Source organism: Streptomyces sp. NPDC015144 (genome assembly GCF_043079735.1).
Taxonomy (GTDB): domain Bacteria; phylum Actinomycetota; class Actinomycetes; order Streptomycetales; family Streptomycetaceae; genus Streptomyces.
In genome coordinates this window covers 1-14,326 of sequence record NZ_JBIBUU010000033.1, presented here as the reverse complement: position 1 = coordinate 14,326, position 14,326 = coordinate 1, and the positions used below count along the sequence as shown (strand labels likewise).

The 14,326-nt window shown below is 73.3% G+C and carries 14 protein-coding genes; 7 read left to right on the top strand and 7 right to left on the bottom strand.

The window, feature by feature from the left end; genetic code table 11:
- Window positions 1-139: 139 nt before the first annotated feature.
- The 3 genes from ACF08W_RS33685 (at window position 140) to ACF08W_RS33675 (ending at window position 2,673) form a co-directional block, all read left to right on the top strand.
- Window positions 140-949 (top strand): NAD-dependent epimerase/dehydratase family protein, encoded by an 810-nt coding sequence (locus ACF08W_RS33685; RefSeq protein ID WP_392281627.1) that lies wholly within the window; start codon window positions 140-142, stop codon window positions 947-949.
- A gap of 155 nt (window positions 950-1,104) precedes the next feature.
- Window positions 1,105-1,323 carry a hypothetical protein gene (locus ACF08W_RS33680; RefSeq protein ID WP_392281626.1) on the top strand — a complete coding sequence of 73 codons (219 nt, stop codon included), beginning with the start codon at window positions 1,105-1,107 and terminating at the stop codon, window positions 1,321-1,323.
- Between the two features lie 129 nt (window positions 1,324-1,452).
- Window positions 1,453-2,673, top strand: coding sequence for a TerD family protein (locus tag ACF08W_RS33675; RefSeq protein ID WP_385211517.1), 1,221 nt, complete (start codon window positions 1,453-1,455; stop codon window positions 2,671-2,673).
- Between the two features lie 88 nt (window positions 2,674-2,761).
- On the opposite strand, the gene ACF08W_RS33670 is transcribed toward ACF08W_RS33675, so the two are convergent.
- The 3 genes from ACF08W_RS33670 to ACF08W_RS33660 form a co-directional block, all read right to left on the bottom strand.
- Window positions 2,762-4,240: an alkaline phosphatase PhoX gene (locus ACF08W_RS33670; protein WP_392281625.1), complete on the bottom strand. Its 1,479-nt coding sequence runs from the start codon at window positions 4,238-4,240 to the stop codon at window positions 2,762-2,764.
- Window positions 4,241-4,411: 171 nt separating this feature from the next.
- Window positions 4,412-5,875, bottom strand: coding sequence for a hypothetical protein (locus tag ACF08W_RS33665; RefSeq protein ID WP_392281624.1), 1,464 nt, complete (start codon window positions 5,873-5,875; stop codon window positions 4,412-4,414).
- A 209-nt stretch (window positions 5,876-6,084) separates the two neighbouring features.
- A complete protein-coding gene (locus tag ACF08W_RS33660; protein ID WP_392281623.1) occupies window positions 6,085-6,801 on the bottom strand; it encodes an antibiotic biosynthesis monooxygenase in 717 nt (238 codons plus the stop codon).
- 137 nt (window positions 6,802-6,938) lie between these two features.
- Here ACF08W_RS33660 and ACF08W_RS33655 point away from each other — a divergent pair, with 137 nt between their 5' ends.
- A complete protein-coding gene (locus tag ACF08W_RS33655; RefSeq protein ID WP_385211509.1) occupies window positions 6,939-8,072 on the top strand; it encodes a lipid II:glycine glycyltransferase FemX in 1,134 nt (377 codons plus the stop codon).
- A 3-nt stretch (window positions 8,073-8,075) separates the two neighbouring features.
- Here the strand turns inward: ACF08W_RS33655 and ACF08W_RS33650 are convergent, their stop codons facing one another.
- Window positions 8,076-8,768 carry a DUF4232 domain-containing protein gene (locus ACF08W_RS33650; protein ID WP_392281622.1) on the bottom strand — a complete coding sequence of 231 codons (693 nt, stop codon included), beginning with the start codon at window positions 8,766-8,768 and terminating at the stop codon, window positions 8,076-8,078.
- A gap of 152 nt (window positions 8,769-8,920) precedes the next feature.
- Here ACF08W_RS33650 and dapA point away from each other — a divergent pair, with 152 nt between their 5' ends.
- Window positions 8,921-9,811, top strand: coding sequence for a 4-hydroxy-tetrahydrodipicolinate synthase (gene dapA / locus ACF08W_RS33645; protein WP_392281621.1), 891 nt, complete (start codon window positions 8,921-8,923; stop codon window positions 9,809-9,811).
- Here the strand turns inward: dapA and dapD are convergent.
- Complete coding sequence (dapD, locus tag ACF08W_RS33640) at window positions 9,802-10,791, bottom strand: 2,3,4,5-tetrahydropyridine-2,6-dicarboxylate N-succinyltransferase (RefSeq protein ID WP_385211505.1); 990 nt, start codon at window positions 10,789-10,791, stop codon at window positions 9,802-9,804. The genes dapA and dapD overlap by 10 nt on opposite strands.
- A 380-nt stretch (window positions 10,792-11,171) precedes the next feature.
- Here dapD and ACF08W_RS33635 point away from each other — a divergent pair, with 380 nt between their 5' ends.
- On the top strand, window positions 11,172-12,101 hold the full coding sequence (locus ACF08W_RS33635) for a winged helix-turn-helix transcriptional regulator (protein WP_392281620.1): 930 nt from the start codon (window positions 11,172-11,174) through the stop codon (window positions 12,099-12,101).
- Here the strand turns inward: ACF08W_RS33635 and ACF08W_RS33630 are convergent.
- Window positions 12,091-12,627: a TetR/AcrR family transcriptional regulator gene (locus ACF08W_RS33630; protein ID WP_392281619.1), complete on the bottom strand. Its 537-nt coding sequence runs from the start codon at window positions 12,625-12,627 to the stop codon at window positions 12,091-12,093. The two genes, ACF08W_RS33635 and ACF08W_RS33630, sit on opposite strands and share 11 nt — an antisense overlap.
- Window positions 12,627-12,947, bottom strand: a complete 321-nt coding sequence (locus ACF08W_RS33625; protein WP_352275058.1) for a multidrug efflux SMR transporter — start codon at window positions 12,945-12,947, stop codon at window positions 12,627-12,629. The genes ACF08W_RS33630 and ACF08W_RS33625 overlap by 1 nt, the downstream gene beginning before the upstream one ends.
- A 212-nt stretch (window positions 12,948-13,159) precedes the next feature.
- Between ACF08W_RS33625 and ACF08W_RS33620 the strand changes: the two genes are divergently transcribed.
- Window positions 13,160-14,191, top strand: a complete 1,032-nt coding sequence (locus ACF08W_RS33620; RefSeq protein ID WP_385211497.1) for a hypothetical protein — start codon at window positions 13,160-13,162, stop codon at window positions 14,189-14,191.
- Window positions 14,192-14,326 lie beyond the last annotated feature (135 nt).

Here is a 14,326-nt window from a genome sequence, read left to right as displayed (position 1 = left end):
GGCGAACCCACCCACCCGGGACGTCCTGCCGCCCGCACACTTGACCCGACGCATCGACACTTCCTAGCGTGTCCACGGATATGAATGCTGTCCGCGCTGACGTCCACCCCGACGACGTCCAGGCCGAGGAGATCCGCGCATGCCCGCTCCCCGCACCGTCCTGCTGACCGGCGCCGCCGGCGGTCTCGGCACCCTGATGCGCGGGCTGCTGCCCGGGTACGGGTACACGCTCCGGCTCTTCGACGCCGCCCCCGTCGAGGGCGAACCGGACGCCGTCACCGCCGACCTCGGCGACCGGGAGGCGGTGCGCGAGGCGGTCCGGGGGGTCGACGCGATCATCCATCTCGCGGGCATCTCCCTGGAGTCCTCGTTCGACAGGATCCTCCGGGCCAACATCGAGGGCACGTACCACCTCTACGAGGCGGCGCGGGAGGAGGGCGTGCGGCGGGTGGTGTTCGCCTCCTCCAACCACGTCGTCGGCTACACGCCCCGGCCCCTGCCCGGCGATCCGCCGGTGCGCACCGACGCGCCGCGCCGCCCCGACACCTTCTACGGCCTGTCCAAGTCCTTCGGCGAGGACCTCGCCCAGCTGTACTGGGACCGGCACGGCCTGGAGACCGTCTCGGTACGGATCGGCTCCTGCTATCCCCAGCCGACCTCGGTGCGGATGCTGTCGCTCTGGCTGAGCCCGGCGGACGGCGCCCGGCTCTTCCACGCCGCGCTCACCGCGAAGGACGTACGGCACACCGTCGTGTACGGCTCCTCCGCGAACACCCGGCTGTGGTGGGACCTGGCATCGGCCCGCGCGCTGGGGTACGAGCCGCGGGACGACTCCGAGCCGTACGCGACCCGGCTCGTCGCCGAACAGGGCGAACCGGACCCGGACGACCCCGACCACGCCCACCTCGGCGGCCACTTCTGCACCCGGCCACCCCTCTGGCCGCACTGACCACGAAGCGCCGCGCCCTGGGCCGAAGCTCCGCGCCACGGGCCGCGCAAGCGCCGCGCCCTGGACCGGAGCCGCGCCACGGGCCGCGCAAGCGCCGCGCCCTCGCCCGAAATCCGCGCGACAGGACATCCGCGCGGCGGGCAGGATACGGCCCCATGCCGAGACCTTCCGGATTCCTGTACGAGCAGCACGGCGACGCGAGCGTCACCCTCACCCATCACGGCCGCCACGCGGGCACCCTGCGCGGCGCCCGGGCGGCGAAGTTCCTGGCAGAGATGGAGTCGGGGGACGCGCAGTTGGTGATGGCCCGCTGGACGGGGGCGTACAAGCACGGCAACGAACGCACCGCCCGCAACCATCCCCGCAACCGCTGAGCGGCGGGGCAGCCGGGCAGTGGTGGGGGTGGCGGGGCGATACCGGCGGAAAGTCCGGGAAGTTCAGGAAGTCCGGGTCGTCTCCGAAGGTAAGGGAACGGCAAAGGGGCATCGTTCGTTACCCGGAGCATGACCGCTATGACCCCCGGCTCGAACATCCCTCTCTCCGCGGCCCGCGTGGCCGTGGACGTCGCCGCTCCGGTGCGGCTCGACGTCTCGGGCCTGCTCCTCACCGTCAACGGCAAGGTCCGCTCCGACGACGACTTCATCTTCTACAACCAGCCCAACGGCCCCGGTGTGGCCTACCGCTCCGGCGGCGGCACCGCACCGGACGCGATCGTGGTGGATACCGCCGCGGTCCCGGCCGGCATCGAGAAGATCGTCGTCACGGCCAGCCCGGACGCGGCGGGCCAGACCTTCCAGGGCATCGAGCCCACCGCGACGGTGCGCAACGCCGACGACGGCAGCGTGCTCGCCACCTTCACCCCGCCGCGGCTGGGCGCCGAGACCGCGCTCGTGGTCATCGAGGTCTACCGCCGCAACGGCGTCTGGAAGGCCCGCGCGGTCGGCCAGGGGTACGCGAACGGCCTGGCCGGGATCGCCACGGACTTCGGCGTGACGGTCGAGGAGGAGCCCGCCGCCGCGCCGCCGCCCCCGATGCCCGCCGCTCCCCCGGCCCCCGCCGCGGCTCCCGTGGATCCCCGCGTCGCCGCTCCGCCGGCCCCGGCCGCTCCCCCGGCGCCGCCCGCCGCCCCGCCCGCGCCCGGCAGCGGAAAGATCAACCTCGACAAGGGCCGCGTCAGCCTCCAGAAGAACCAGACGGTCTCCCTGGTCAAGGGCGGCCGCCCGCTGCTCTCCCAGGTCAAGATGGGCCTCGGCTGGGAGCCCGCGTTCCGGGGCAAGGACATCGACCTCGACGCCTCCGTGATCGCCTACGGCCCCAACCGCAACCATCTGGACAGCTGCTACTTCGGCAAGCTCTCCATTCTGAACGGCGCGGTCAAGCACTCCGGCGACAACCTCACCGGTGAGGGCGCGGGCGACGACGAGGTGATCGTCGTGGACCTGGGACGGCTCCCCGCCGAGGCGACCGGCCTGGTCTTCACGGTCAACTCGTTCACCGGGCAGAAGTTCACCGAGGTCGCCAAGGCCTACTGCCGGCTGGTCGACGCGGCCACCGGCGAGGAGCTGGTCCGTTTCGACCTGACGGGTGCCGAGCCGCAGACCGGCGTGATGATGGCCAAGCTGATCAGGCAGTTCTCCGGCGAATGGGAGATGACGGCCATGGGCGACTTCGTGAAGTCGCGCACCGTCCGGGGCATGGTGAAGCCCGCCGCCCAGGCGCTGTAGCCGAGGACGCCGGGCCCGGTCCGGCACACCCCTGTACCGGGCTCCGCCCGCCACTGGGCGGCGGAGCCCCGTACGGAGCGGGCGGACACTACTTCTGCGGCTGGCGCTTCCACGGGCCGGTGATGGCGACCATGATGCCCGGCGTCTGGATGTTGGCGTACAGCGTCCGCCCGTCGGGCGAGAAAGTGACGCCGGTGAACTCGCTGTACTCCGGCTCCTCCTCGCTGCCGATGTTCAGCTCGTTGCGGGCGATCGGGTAGGTGCGGCCGCTCCCGGTCGCGCCGAAGAGGTGCTGGAGGCCGTCACCGTCCTCGGCGATGACCAGACCGCCGTACGGCGAGACGGTGATGTTGTCCGGGCCGTCGAAGGCACCGTCCTTCGACGGGTCGGGGTTGACCCCGAGCAGCACCTTCAGGGTCAGGGTGCGGCGCTTCGGGTCGTAGAACCAGACCTGGCCGTCGTGCTGGACGGGGCTCTCGGCGCGGGCGAACGAGGAGACGACGTAGGCGCCGCCGTCGCCCCACCACATGCCTTCGAGCTTGCGGGCGCGGGTGATCTCGCCGTCGGCGAACTGCTTGCGCACCGAGACGGTCCTGGCGTCGCGGTCGGGCACGTCGGCCCAGTCCACCCCGTAGACCGTGCCGATCTTCGTGGCGCGGGACAGGTCGTCGACGAACACGCCGTTCTTGTCGAAGCACTTGGCGGCCTGGAGGACCCCGGCGTCGTCGGCCAGCGTGCGCAGCTTGCCCCGGCCGTGCTTGAAGCCCTGCGGCGGGACCCAGCGGTAGAGCAGCCCGTTGGGCTTGGAGGCGTCCTCGGTCAGGTAGGCGTGGCCGAGCTTGGGGTCGATGACGACGGCCTCGTGGGCGTACCGGCCGAAGGCCTTGATCGGGCGCGGGTCGCGGTTGGCCCGGCGGTCGTAGGGGTCGACCTCGAAGACGTAGCCGTGGTCCTTGAGCAGGCCGTTCTTGCCCGCCTTGTCCTCGGTCTCCTCGCAGGTCAGCCAGGTGCCCCACGGGGTGGCGCCGCCCGCGCAGTTGGTGGACGTGCCGGCGATGCCGACCCACTCGGCGGTGCGGCCGTCGCGACGGGTCTCCACGACGGTGCAGCCGCCGGCCGCGACCGGGTCGTAGACGAGGCCCTCGGTGAGCGGGACCGGGTGCTCCCAGCCGGCCCGTACGCCGCTGAGCTCGTGGTTGTTGACGAGGAGGGTGACGCCGCGCGGGCCCTCGAAGGCGGCCGTGCCGTCGTGGTTGGAGGGGGTGTACTCGCCGGTCTCCAGCCGGGTGACCCCGCAGTGGGTGACGACCTGGTACGAGAAGCCCTCGGGGAGGGCGAGGAGGCCCTTGGGGTCGGGGAGCAGCGGGCCGTAGCCGGGCTCACGGCCGTGGCCGTGGCCGTTGCCCCGGTCGTTGTCGTTCTCGCCCTGGTCGTTCCGGCCGCGCTTCGGCTCGTCCGCCGCCAGGGCGCCCGGCGCGGTGGCCAGCGCCGCGACGGTGCCGGTCAGTGCGATACCGGCACCGGTGAGGGCGGACTGCTTGGTGAATTCCCTGCGCGTGAAGGGCATCACGTAACTCCTGGGGACGACGTGGGCGGGCTGTTGCCGCACCCACGTTCGCGCCCCCACGCCAACATCAGTTGAACTGCGGACGACGTCCGGGGGCATCCTTTCTGTGCAGTTGGCCGGAACCCGTGTCCAAATCCCGCCCCACGGTCCGTGCCCCCGGTCGACGGGCGGTCAGGAGCCGGTGCGCGAGCGGGCCTTGAACGCCGCCTTGCGGGCTTCCTTCGCCTTCTTCTTGTCGCTGTGCAGGCGCCCCATCGCGTCGAGGACGTCGGCGGTCGCCGGGTGGTCCACCCGCCAGACCTCGTCGAAGAAACCGTTGTGCCGGCCGGCCAGCCCCTCGACCAGGCCCTGGAGCTCGTCGAGGTCGCCGTCGGCCGCGAGCTGGGCCGCGATGGTGTCGACGGCCAGCCAGAAGATCATCGACTCCGTGGGCGCGGGCACCGCGTCCGCGCCGAGTTCCACGAGCCAGACCCGGGCCAGGCCGCCCAGCTCGGGATCGTCCAGCACCGCGCGTACCGCGGGCTCCGCCTCCGCGCCGACCAGGGCGAGCGCCTGCTGGCAGTGGAGCCTGCGCAGCGGCGCCCCCGGGTCCGTGCCGCGCGCCGCGGCCAGCAGTTCGGCCGCCGCCCCGGCCGCGTCACCGCGCCGGGCCAGCCACAGCTCGACCTCGCTGCCCGCCGCCGCCTCGGGGTAGTGCGCGACACCGGCGAGCAGGGCGTCGGCACCCTTGTCCGCGAGGTCGCCGAGCGCCGGGGCGTCCACCCCGGCCTCCCGCATCCGGGCGCGCAGCCCGTACAGCCCGAGCGGGGTGAGCCGGACCATGCCGTACCGGGTGACGTCCTCGTCGTCCGCCGCCGGAACGGCCTCCTCGCCGGCCTCCACCAGCAGCGACTCGTCCACCGGGCGGTAGTCGACGAGGCCGATCGGCTCCAGGACCCGGAACTGGTCGTCCAGACGCATCATCGCCTCGGAGACCTGCTCCAGCACGTCGTCGGTCGGCTCGCCCATGTCGTCGGGGACGATCACCGAAGCGGCGAGCGCGGGCAGCGGCACCGGCTCCGGGTCCGTGCCGCCCCGGCCGTCGCCGACGGTGAGCAGGTAGAGGTTGGCCAGGGCCCCGTCCAGGAAGTCCGCCTCGGCCTCCGGGTCCCAGTCCAGCGCGTCGAAGTCGACCGAACCGTCCTCGCCGACCAGTTCGGCCAGGTCGTCGAAGACCGGCGCGGTGGCGTCGGCGTACGCGGCCTCCAGGCCGTCGAGCCAGATCGCCAGCACGTCCTGCGGCGAACCGCCGGTGACCAGCGGCAGGTTCTCCCCGGGGGCGGCCGTTCCCACCGCGTCCGGGCCGTCCTCCTCGGCCGGGTCCGTCACGTCGATCAGCCCCGTGTCGACCGCGAGCCGCCACGCCTCGCTCGCCTCCGCCGCACCGTTCTCGTCGGCCGCGAGGCCCAGGTGCTCGGCCGCCGCGGGCAGCTTCTCGTCGACGAGCTCGCCGCCCGCGCCGACACCGGTCTCCGGCCCCGCCCAGCGGGCGAGCCGGACGGCACGGGCGAGCAGCGGCGCGGCCAGCGCGTCCCGTGCCAGCTCGGCCTCGGTGCGCAGCCGGACGGGCGGCAGGGTGGGGGGCTCTGCGGACATCAGGGGGGTCTCCTCGGGACATACGGTTCGTACGGGATCGGGCGGGCCCCAGCGTAGACGCAATTCGCCCCATGCCGCCCGGCTCATGGGGCGGACCGGGGCGGCTCGTCCGGCGGCCCTTGACAACCGCCCCGCCCGCACGAGGGATTGACCCCGCGGCCCGCGGGCGCTCCGCCTCGGCCCGCAGGCCCTGTCCCGCCCCCGGGGTGTCACCCGCCCGTGCCCGGCGCGAGGGAGAGCGCGGGCGTGTACCGGTGGACCCCGCCGTCGGCGGTCACCCCGGGGTAGGACCGCACCCGCTCCCACTGCGGGGTGTCCGAGCCGATCCCCACGCCCTTCCCGGCCAGCGCGTCCATGTGGGCGCGGGCGCTCTCCCACTCGGCGTAGTTCACCACCCGCGTCCCGTCGGTGCTCACATGGAAGTGGCCGGAGATGCCGCCGGGGGCCCGCGAACCGTCGGTCGACAGCGCCTCGAACACGGTGTCCACCCAGTCCCGTTGGCGCGCCGGGTCGGGGCCCTCGAACGCGACGTCGACGATCACCACGCAGCCCGGCTCCCGCGCGTCGTCCTCCCCCGGCAGCAGCGAGCGGTAGAGCTCCAGGGTGTGCAGCCCGAGCCGGCGGATGCCCGGTACGGCGGCGTCGATCTCCGCGTTGCGCTCGTCCCGGCCGTCACGGAAGAAGTCCTGGTACGCCTCCTCGCCACTCCACTGGCTGTAGTGGAGGAGTGTCCGCCCGTCCTCGCCGGTGTGGACGGTGTACGAAAGAAGTCCGGGGTGCGGCCAGTCGCGGCCGCCCCATGCCGCACGGATCGCCTCGACGGTCGCCCGCATGCGCTCCGGCGTGCCGGTGTCCCAGGTGCTCATCTTGACGAGGCCCACGTCGTTGCGGGCAAGATCGGGACGGGATGTGAAACGCACGCTCATGGCGGATCCTCCTGACCGGGGCACCGGGGTGGTGCGCCCTCACCGGCCACCCTCATACGTCAACCGGAGTTGAGGTCAACACACCACGTCCGGCCGCCCCACCGCGTTCACCGAGAGCACGACGAACGGAGTACCGCATGGCACCGCTTCTCAGGACGATCAGCCGCGAGGAGCATCTGGCGTTCGTCGCGGGCCGCCCGTCCGTGAGCCATATGCAGGTCCCGTCGTGGGGCGACGTGAAGCCCGACTGGCGTGCGGAGAGCATCGGCTGGTTCGACCGGGACGGCGCGGGCCGGGAGCGGATCGTCGGCGCGGGGCTCGTGCTGTACCGGCCGATCCCCCGGCTGAAGCGGTACCTGGCCTATCTGCCGGAGGGCCCGGCCGTCGACTGGTTCGGCGCGGAGCCCCGGGAGTGGCTCGATCCGATGGTGGCGCATCTGAAGGCGCGGGGCGCGTTCGCGGTGCGGATGGGGCCGCCGGTGGTGGCGCGGCGCTGGGACGCCCGCACCGTCAAGGAGGCCATCGCCGACCCGGCGGCCGGGCGGCTGCGCGACGTGCCGGCGGACGAGGAGGACCCGAGGGCCGCCCGGCTCGCGGCGGAGCTGACCCGGCTGGGCTGGCGGCGCGGCGAGGAGGAGAGCGAGGACGGGTTCAGCGCGGGGCAGCCCCGGTACGTCTTCCAGGTGCCGTTCGCCGGGCGCACCCTGGAGGAGGTCCGCGGCGGCCTGAACCAGCAGTGGCGGCGGAACGTCAAGAAGGCGGAGAAGGCGGGCGTCAAGGTCGTCGAGGGCGGCTTCGAGGACCTTCCGGCCTTCTACGGGCTGTACCGCGAGACGGCGGAGCGCGACCGCTTCATCCCCCGCCCGCTCGCCTACTTCGAGCGCATGTGGACCTCGCTGCGGGCCGAGGACCCCGGGCGGATGCGGCTCTACCTCGCCGAGCACGAGGGGGAGACGCTCTCCGCGGCGACGATGCTGACCGTCGGCGACCATGTCTGGTACTCCTACGGCGCCTCGACCGCCCACCGGCGCGAGGTCCAGCCGAGCAACGCCGTCCAGTGGCGGATGATGAGCGACGCGCACGAGCGGGGCGCGGCCGTCTACGACCTGCGCGGCATCACCGACACCCTGGACGAGAGCAACCACCTGCTGGGCCTGCTGCGGTTCAAGGTCGGGACGGGCGGCCGGGCGGCGGAGTACATCGGCGAGTGGGACTACCCGGTCAACAAGGTGCTCCACAAGGCGTTCGCCCTGTACATGGCGCGCCGCTGAGCCTCAGCGCGTGGTCCGCCAGGCCGTCATGTTCAGCTCGTCGAGCAGGCGTACGTCGCTGCCTTCGAGCGGGAAGACGCGGGGCTCCAGGCCGGGGGCCGGGGCGATCTCCAGGACGTCGCCCTCGATGAGGTCGCCCCCGGTCGGGGTGGAGACCCAGGCCAGCAGCGCGTACATCTTGCGGCCCGGCTTCAGCACGACCTGCTGCGGGCCCCGGTCGGTGCCCATGTAGGAGGAGCCGGGGTTGACCTTGACCGGCAGCGGGTCGCCCGCCTCGTCCAGCGCCCGGACGGAGGGGTAGCCGTGGACCGGGTACGGCTTGGAGCCGCAGTTGGTGAGGGTGAGCCCGACGGCCCGGTGGCCGAGCGCCGGTTCCACCTCGCCCATGTCGACGACGACGCCGGAGGACGGGCAGTCGGCCCGGCCGGTGGGCGTGGGCGCGGGGGTCGTCGGCCGTTCGGCGGGCGGGCGTCCGGCAGTCGTGACGGGGGCGCTGGGGAACGGCGAGGGCAGCTTGTCGGCGTGCACCCGGTACGGGTCGGTGGGCGTCGGCCCCGGCTCGCCCTCGCCCGCCGGTACGAGGAAGCCCGAGCAGCCGGAGAGCGTGAGCCCCAGCGCCCCGGCCAGGAGCGCGGCCGCCAGCGGGCCGCGTCCCCGGTGGACCGTTCCGTGCTCCGTACCCGTCCGTCCCCGCATGCTCGCGCCCCCGCCCGGTCGACCGTCCGCCGTATGGACGTTCGATCATGCCAGAGCGCGGTGGACCGGCATCCATCGTTCAGCGTTGCTTGCCGGTCATCCGGAGCAGATCTAAGTGGACCTTCACGGTCCGCTCGGCCGAGACTTCGGGGATGACCTCCCCCGCCACCCCTTTCGGCCGGGCGCTCTGCGCCATGATCACGCCCTTCACCGACGCCGGTGGGCTGGACCCGGACGCCGCCGCCCGGCACGCCGCCCGGCTGGTCGCGGACGGCTGCGACGGCCTGGTGCTGAACGGCACCACCGGCGAGTCCCCGACCACGACCGACGCCGAGAAGACCGCCCTGCTGCGGGCGGTCCGGGAAGCGGTCGGCGACCGGGTGCCGCTCGTCGCCGGGGTCGGCAGTGCGGACACCCGGCACACCGTGGAGCTGGCCCGGCAGGCCGAACGGGCGGGCGCGGACGGCCTGCTGGTGGTGACGCCGTACTACAGCCGGCCGCCGCAGGCCGCCGTCGAGGCGCACTTCCGCCGCGTCGCCGACGCGACCGGCCTCCCGCTGATGCTGTACGACATCCCCGGCCGCACCGGGACCCGCATCGAGCCGGAGACCCTGCTGCGGCTGGCCGGACACCCCCGCGTCGTGGCCGTGAAGGACTGCGCGTACGACCTGCTGGGCTCCACGAAGGTGATCGGCGCGACCTCGCTGGCGTACTACTCGGGCTGCGAGGAGCTGAACCTTCCGCTGTACGCGGTGGGCGCGGCCGGCTTCGTCAGCACGGTCGCCAACGTGGTGCCCGGTCCGCTGCGGGCGGTCCTGGACGCCTTCGACGCCGGGGACACCGCCGGGGCCGCCCGGCTCAATCTGCTGACCGCCCCGCTGGGCGAGGCCATGATGGCCTCGGGGCTGCCCGGGGCGGTCACCGCGAAGGCGCTGCTCGGCGCCGGACCGGTCCGGGAACCGTTGCAGCCCGCCGGGCGCGGGGCGACCGACGGGCTGCGGGAGGTGTACGCGGAACTGCTCAGCGCGCTCGATCAGTTGTGACTGTGCAGGACGTCGTTGAGACCGTCCCAGACCGCGTTGTTCGGGCGGGCCTCGACCGCGCCGGAGACCGAGTTGCGGCGGAAGAGGATGTTCGAGGCGCCGGAGAGCTCCCGGGCCTTGACGATCTGCCCGTCGGGCAGCGTGATCCGGGTGCCGGCGGTGACGTAGAGCCCGGCCTCGACGACGCACTCGTCGCCGAGCGCGATCCCGACCCCGGCCTCGGCCCCGATCAGGCAGCGCTCGCCGATGACGATGCGCTCCTTGCCGCCGCCGGAGAGGGTGCCCATGGTGGAGGCGCCGCCGCCGATGTCGGAGCCGTCGCCGACGACGACGCCGGCGGAGATGCGGCCCTCGACCATCGAGGTGCCGAGGGTGCCCGCGTTGAAGTTGACGAAGCCCTCGTGCATGACGGTCGTACCGGCGGCGAGGTGGGCGCCGAGCCGGACGCGGTCGGCGTCGGCGATGCGGACGCCCTTCGGGGCCACGTAGTCCGTCATCCGGGGGAACTTGTCGACCGAGGTGACCTGGAGGTGCAGCCCCTCGGCGCGGGCGTTCAGCCGGACCTTCTCCAGGTCGTCCACGGCGACCGGGCCCAGCGAGGTCCAGGCGACGTTGGCGAGGAGGCCGAAGAGGCCGTCCAGGTTCTGGCCGTGCGGGCGGACGAGGCGGTGCGAGAGCAGGTGCAGGCGCAGGTACGCGTCGTGCGCGTCCAGCGGCTTGTCGTCGAGCGAGGCGATGACCGTACGGACGGCGACGACCTCGACCCCGCGGCGGGCGTCCACACCGACGGCCTTGGCGGCGCCCTGGCCCAGCAGGGTGACGGCCTCGGCCGGGGAGAGCCGTTCGGTTCCGGCCGGGCCGGGTTCGGCGGTGAGCTCGGGGGCGGGGAACCAGGTGTCGAGAACGGTGCCGTCGCCGGCGATGGTGGCGAGGCCGGCGGCGACGGCGCCGGTGGTGCGAGCAGGAGTCGTGTCGGTCATGACACGAAACCTAACCGGCCGGACGCCGCGGGAGCCAACCGGTCTCGCCCGATGGTCGTGGCGCCGCCCGCACACCTAGGGGGTGTCTGACAAATGCCTGCGGCGTCGCGGGGTCCGGCACGCACGCTCGCGGCGTTGCCGAACCGCCCACGTGGCTCCTTCCCCGAGCTCTCAACTCCGTTCGAGCAGGGGAGACCCCATCCGCGGACGCTCCGGCGCCTTGCGATCGCACGCACCGGACCCCGCTCCTTCACCCGCACTCATTTATCAGACACCCCCTAGCGCCACCTCGGAGAGTTCCTTCAGGGAACCCACTGTGGCATCATGCGGTCCGGTGGAAGGCGGACGTCGCCGGACGCGGCGGACCCACGGAGGAACCCATGCCCCAGCGCACCAGCCTGGCCGGCGCCGACTGCGCGATCGCCCAGGCGCTCGACGTGGTGGGCGACTGGTGGACCCTGCTGATCGTGCGGGACACGGCGCGCGGGGTGCACCGCTTCGACGCGCTCCAGGAGGAGCTGGGCGTGTCCCGCAAGGTGCTGACCGAGCGGCTGCGGCTGCTGGTGGACGCGGGGGTGCTCGCCCGGGAGCCGTACCAGGACCGCCCGCCCCGGTACGAGTACCGGCTCACCCCGCGGGGCCGCGCCCTGCTGCCCGTACTGATCGCCCTCCAGGACTGGGGCGACACCTGGCTGCTCGGGGAAGGGGAGACGATGGCGACCGCCGAGGAGAGCTCGAAGGAGGCGGCCCGGGTGCACGCCCTGGTGGGTACGCGCCTGCCGGAGCTGCGCCTGCCGGACCACGAGGGCGCCCCGCGCGACCCGGTCGCCGGCACCGCGAGCACCGTCCTGTACTTCTTCCCCGGCGCCTACGCGCGCAAGGACGCCTATCCGCCGGGCTGGGCCGCCATCCCCGGAGCGCGGGGCTGCACCCTCGAATCCTGCACGTACCGCGACCAGTTGGCCGAGTTCACCGCGGCAGGCGCGACGGTGCACGGCGTCTCCACCCAACGCCCGGACGAGCAGCGTGACTTCAGCCGGGCGGAGGGGCTGCGGTTCCCGCTGCTGTCCGACGCGGGGCTGGAGCTGACGGCGGCCCTGCGGCTGCCGACCTTCCGCGCCGGGGGCGTCAGCAGGCTGAAGCGGCTGACCCTGGTGGTGGACAGCGACCGGACGGTGCGCGAGGCGCTGTACCCGGTGACGGACATCGAGGAGAGCGTACGGGCGGCGCTCGCGGCGGCCCGGTCCATCGGGCCGTCCGGGGACCGAGCGCCCACACGGGCCGTCCGGGGCGGGCACCTCAGCCGGTGATCCGCCCCAGCATCTCGCGCGCGTACGCCTCGTCGTACGTGCCGCCGGTGAGCAGTACCTGGAGGCAGATCCCGTCCATGAGCGCGACCAGCGCGCGGGCCGTGGCCGGGTCGGTCCGCCGGGCGAGCAGCGCGGCGGCGCCGTCGGCCCACTCGGCGGCGACCGGCCGCAGCGCGGGTCTGCGCAGCGCGGCGAGGTATAGCTCGTACTCCAGCTCGGCCCTGCCGTGCCCGCCGGAGAGGTACCGCCCCAGCAGCCGGGCCAGCTCGCCGGCCAGGTCGGACTCCGGGTCGGCCAGGGCCCCGCTGTCCCGCATGACCCCGGCGAAGTTCTCGTTCGACCGGCGCAGCGCGGCGGTCAGCAGCTCGTCCAGCGAGGCGAAGTGATACGTCGTCGAGCCGAGCGGCACATCGGCCTCGGCGGCGACGGAGCGGTGGCTCAGCTCCGCGATGCCCCGGGCGCCGACCACCCGGATCGCGGCGTCGATGATGCGGTCGCGCCGGCCGGGGTCGTAGCGGCGGGCCATCAGTGGGCCCCGCCCAGGTTCAGCACCACCACTCCGGCGATGATCAGCACGATTCCGGCCAGCTTGACCGCGTTGCCGGACTCGCCCATGAAGAGGATGCCGATGGCGGCGATGGCCGCGGTGCCGACCCCGGCCCAGATCGCGTAGGCGGTGCCCATCGAGAGCGTCTTCAGCGTCCGGGCGAGCAGCCCGAAGGCCAGGAGGTAGCCCGCGACGGTGATCAGCGAGGGCCAGAGCCGGGTGAACCCCTCGCTGTACTTCATGGCCGTCGTGCCGGCCACCTCCGCCGCTATGGCCGCGGCCAGCAGTCCGTAACCCATGTGTACGAGTGTACGCATCGCTGTCGTACGGAGAAGGCGGGAGCCTACGGGCGGCCGAAACGTTACGGTGTCCCGACCGACAGCACACCAGTACGACGAGAGACGACGGAGCGACAGTGGCGCAGGACGCAGGGTGGGGCGGAGCACCGTACGGAGGACCCCAGGGGCCCCCGGGGTGGGGAGGCTGGGCGCCGCCACCGCCGAAACCAGGGGTGATACCGCTGGTCCCGCTCAGACTCGGTGACATACTCGGCGGCGCCTTCAGCACGCTGGGGCGCTACTGGAAGCAGTTGTTCGGCATGGGCGCGGCCGTCTACGGCGGGGGGCTGGTGGTCATGGCCGTCGCGGTCGTGACCGCGTACTCCGCGGTCGGCGACCATCTGCGCACCCTTCTCGCGCTCGACTCCGACGCGGACCCGAGCTCCTCGGACCTGACTCCGGTCCTGATCGGTTTCGGCGTCGTCTTCCTGGTCGCGGCGGTCGTCGGCGTGCTCTCGACGGCCTTGATGTACGCGGCCGTTCCCGCGGTGCTCCAGGAAGCGGTGCTGGGCCGGCCGACCACCTTCTCCGCCGTCTGGCGCCGGGCCTGGTCCCGCGTCCGGGCGGTGATCGCGGCGGTGTTCCTCACCTATCTGATCGCGATGATCCCGATGGTGCTCGTGATGGTCGCGTTCTTCGCCCTCGTCGTCGGAGCGGTCGCGGTGGCGCACGACACCGGTGCCACCCCGTGGGTCGTGCTCGGTCTCGTGGGCGCCTTCGCCACCGGCCCGCTGGCGATCTGGCTCTTCGTGAAGTTCTCCCTGGCACCCTCGGTCGCGGTCTTCGAGGGGCAGTCCGCGGTGGCCTCCATGCGCCGCTCGTCCCGGCTGGTGCACGGCGACTGGTGGCGCGTCCTCGGCATCAGCCTGCTGGGCGCCCTGCTGGCCATGGTGACGAGCTACATCATCCAGATGCCGTTCTCGTTCCTGGGCATGTTCTCCGGCGTCATCGGCGGTTCGGCCCTGGGCGAGGACCCCAGCCCCACCGCGATCCTCTTCGCCATGAGCGGCTACCTGGTGGTCATGGTCCTGGGCGGCCTGGTCAGCCAGTTCATCACGGCGGTCTTCCCGCCGCTGGTGACGGGGCTGATCTACGTGGACCGGCGCATGCGCACCGAGAACCTGGGCCCGACCCTCGCCGAGGCGGCGGGCGTACCGGCGCAGTACGACACCCCGTACGGGCCCACGTACCACGGTCCGCGGTAGGGCCTTCCGCCGGGATCGGGCGGATCGTGGGCGTCGATGACAATGCCCCGCATGCGAACGGCCGTGCCCCCCCCGCGGGCGGGCCGGGCCCGCCCGTGGCCATGGCGGGGGTCCGGCCCGGCCCGGCCCCCCGGG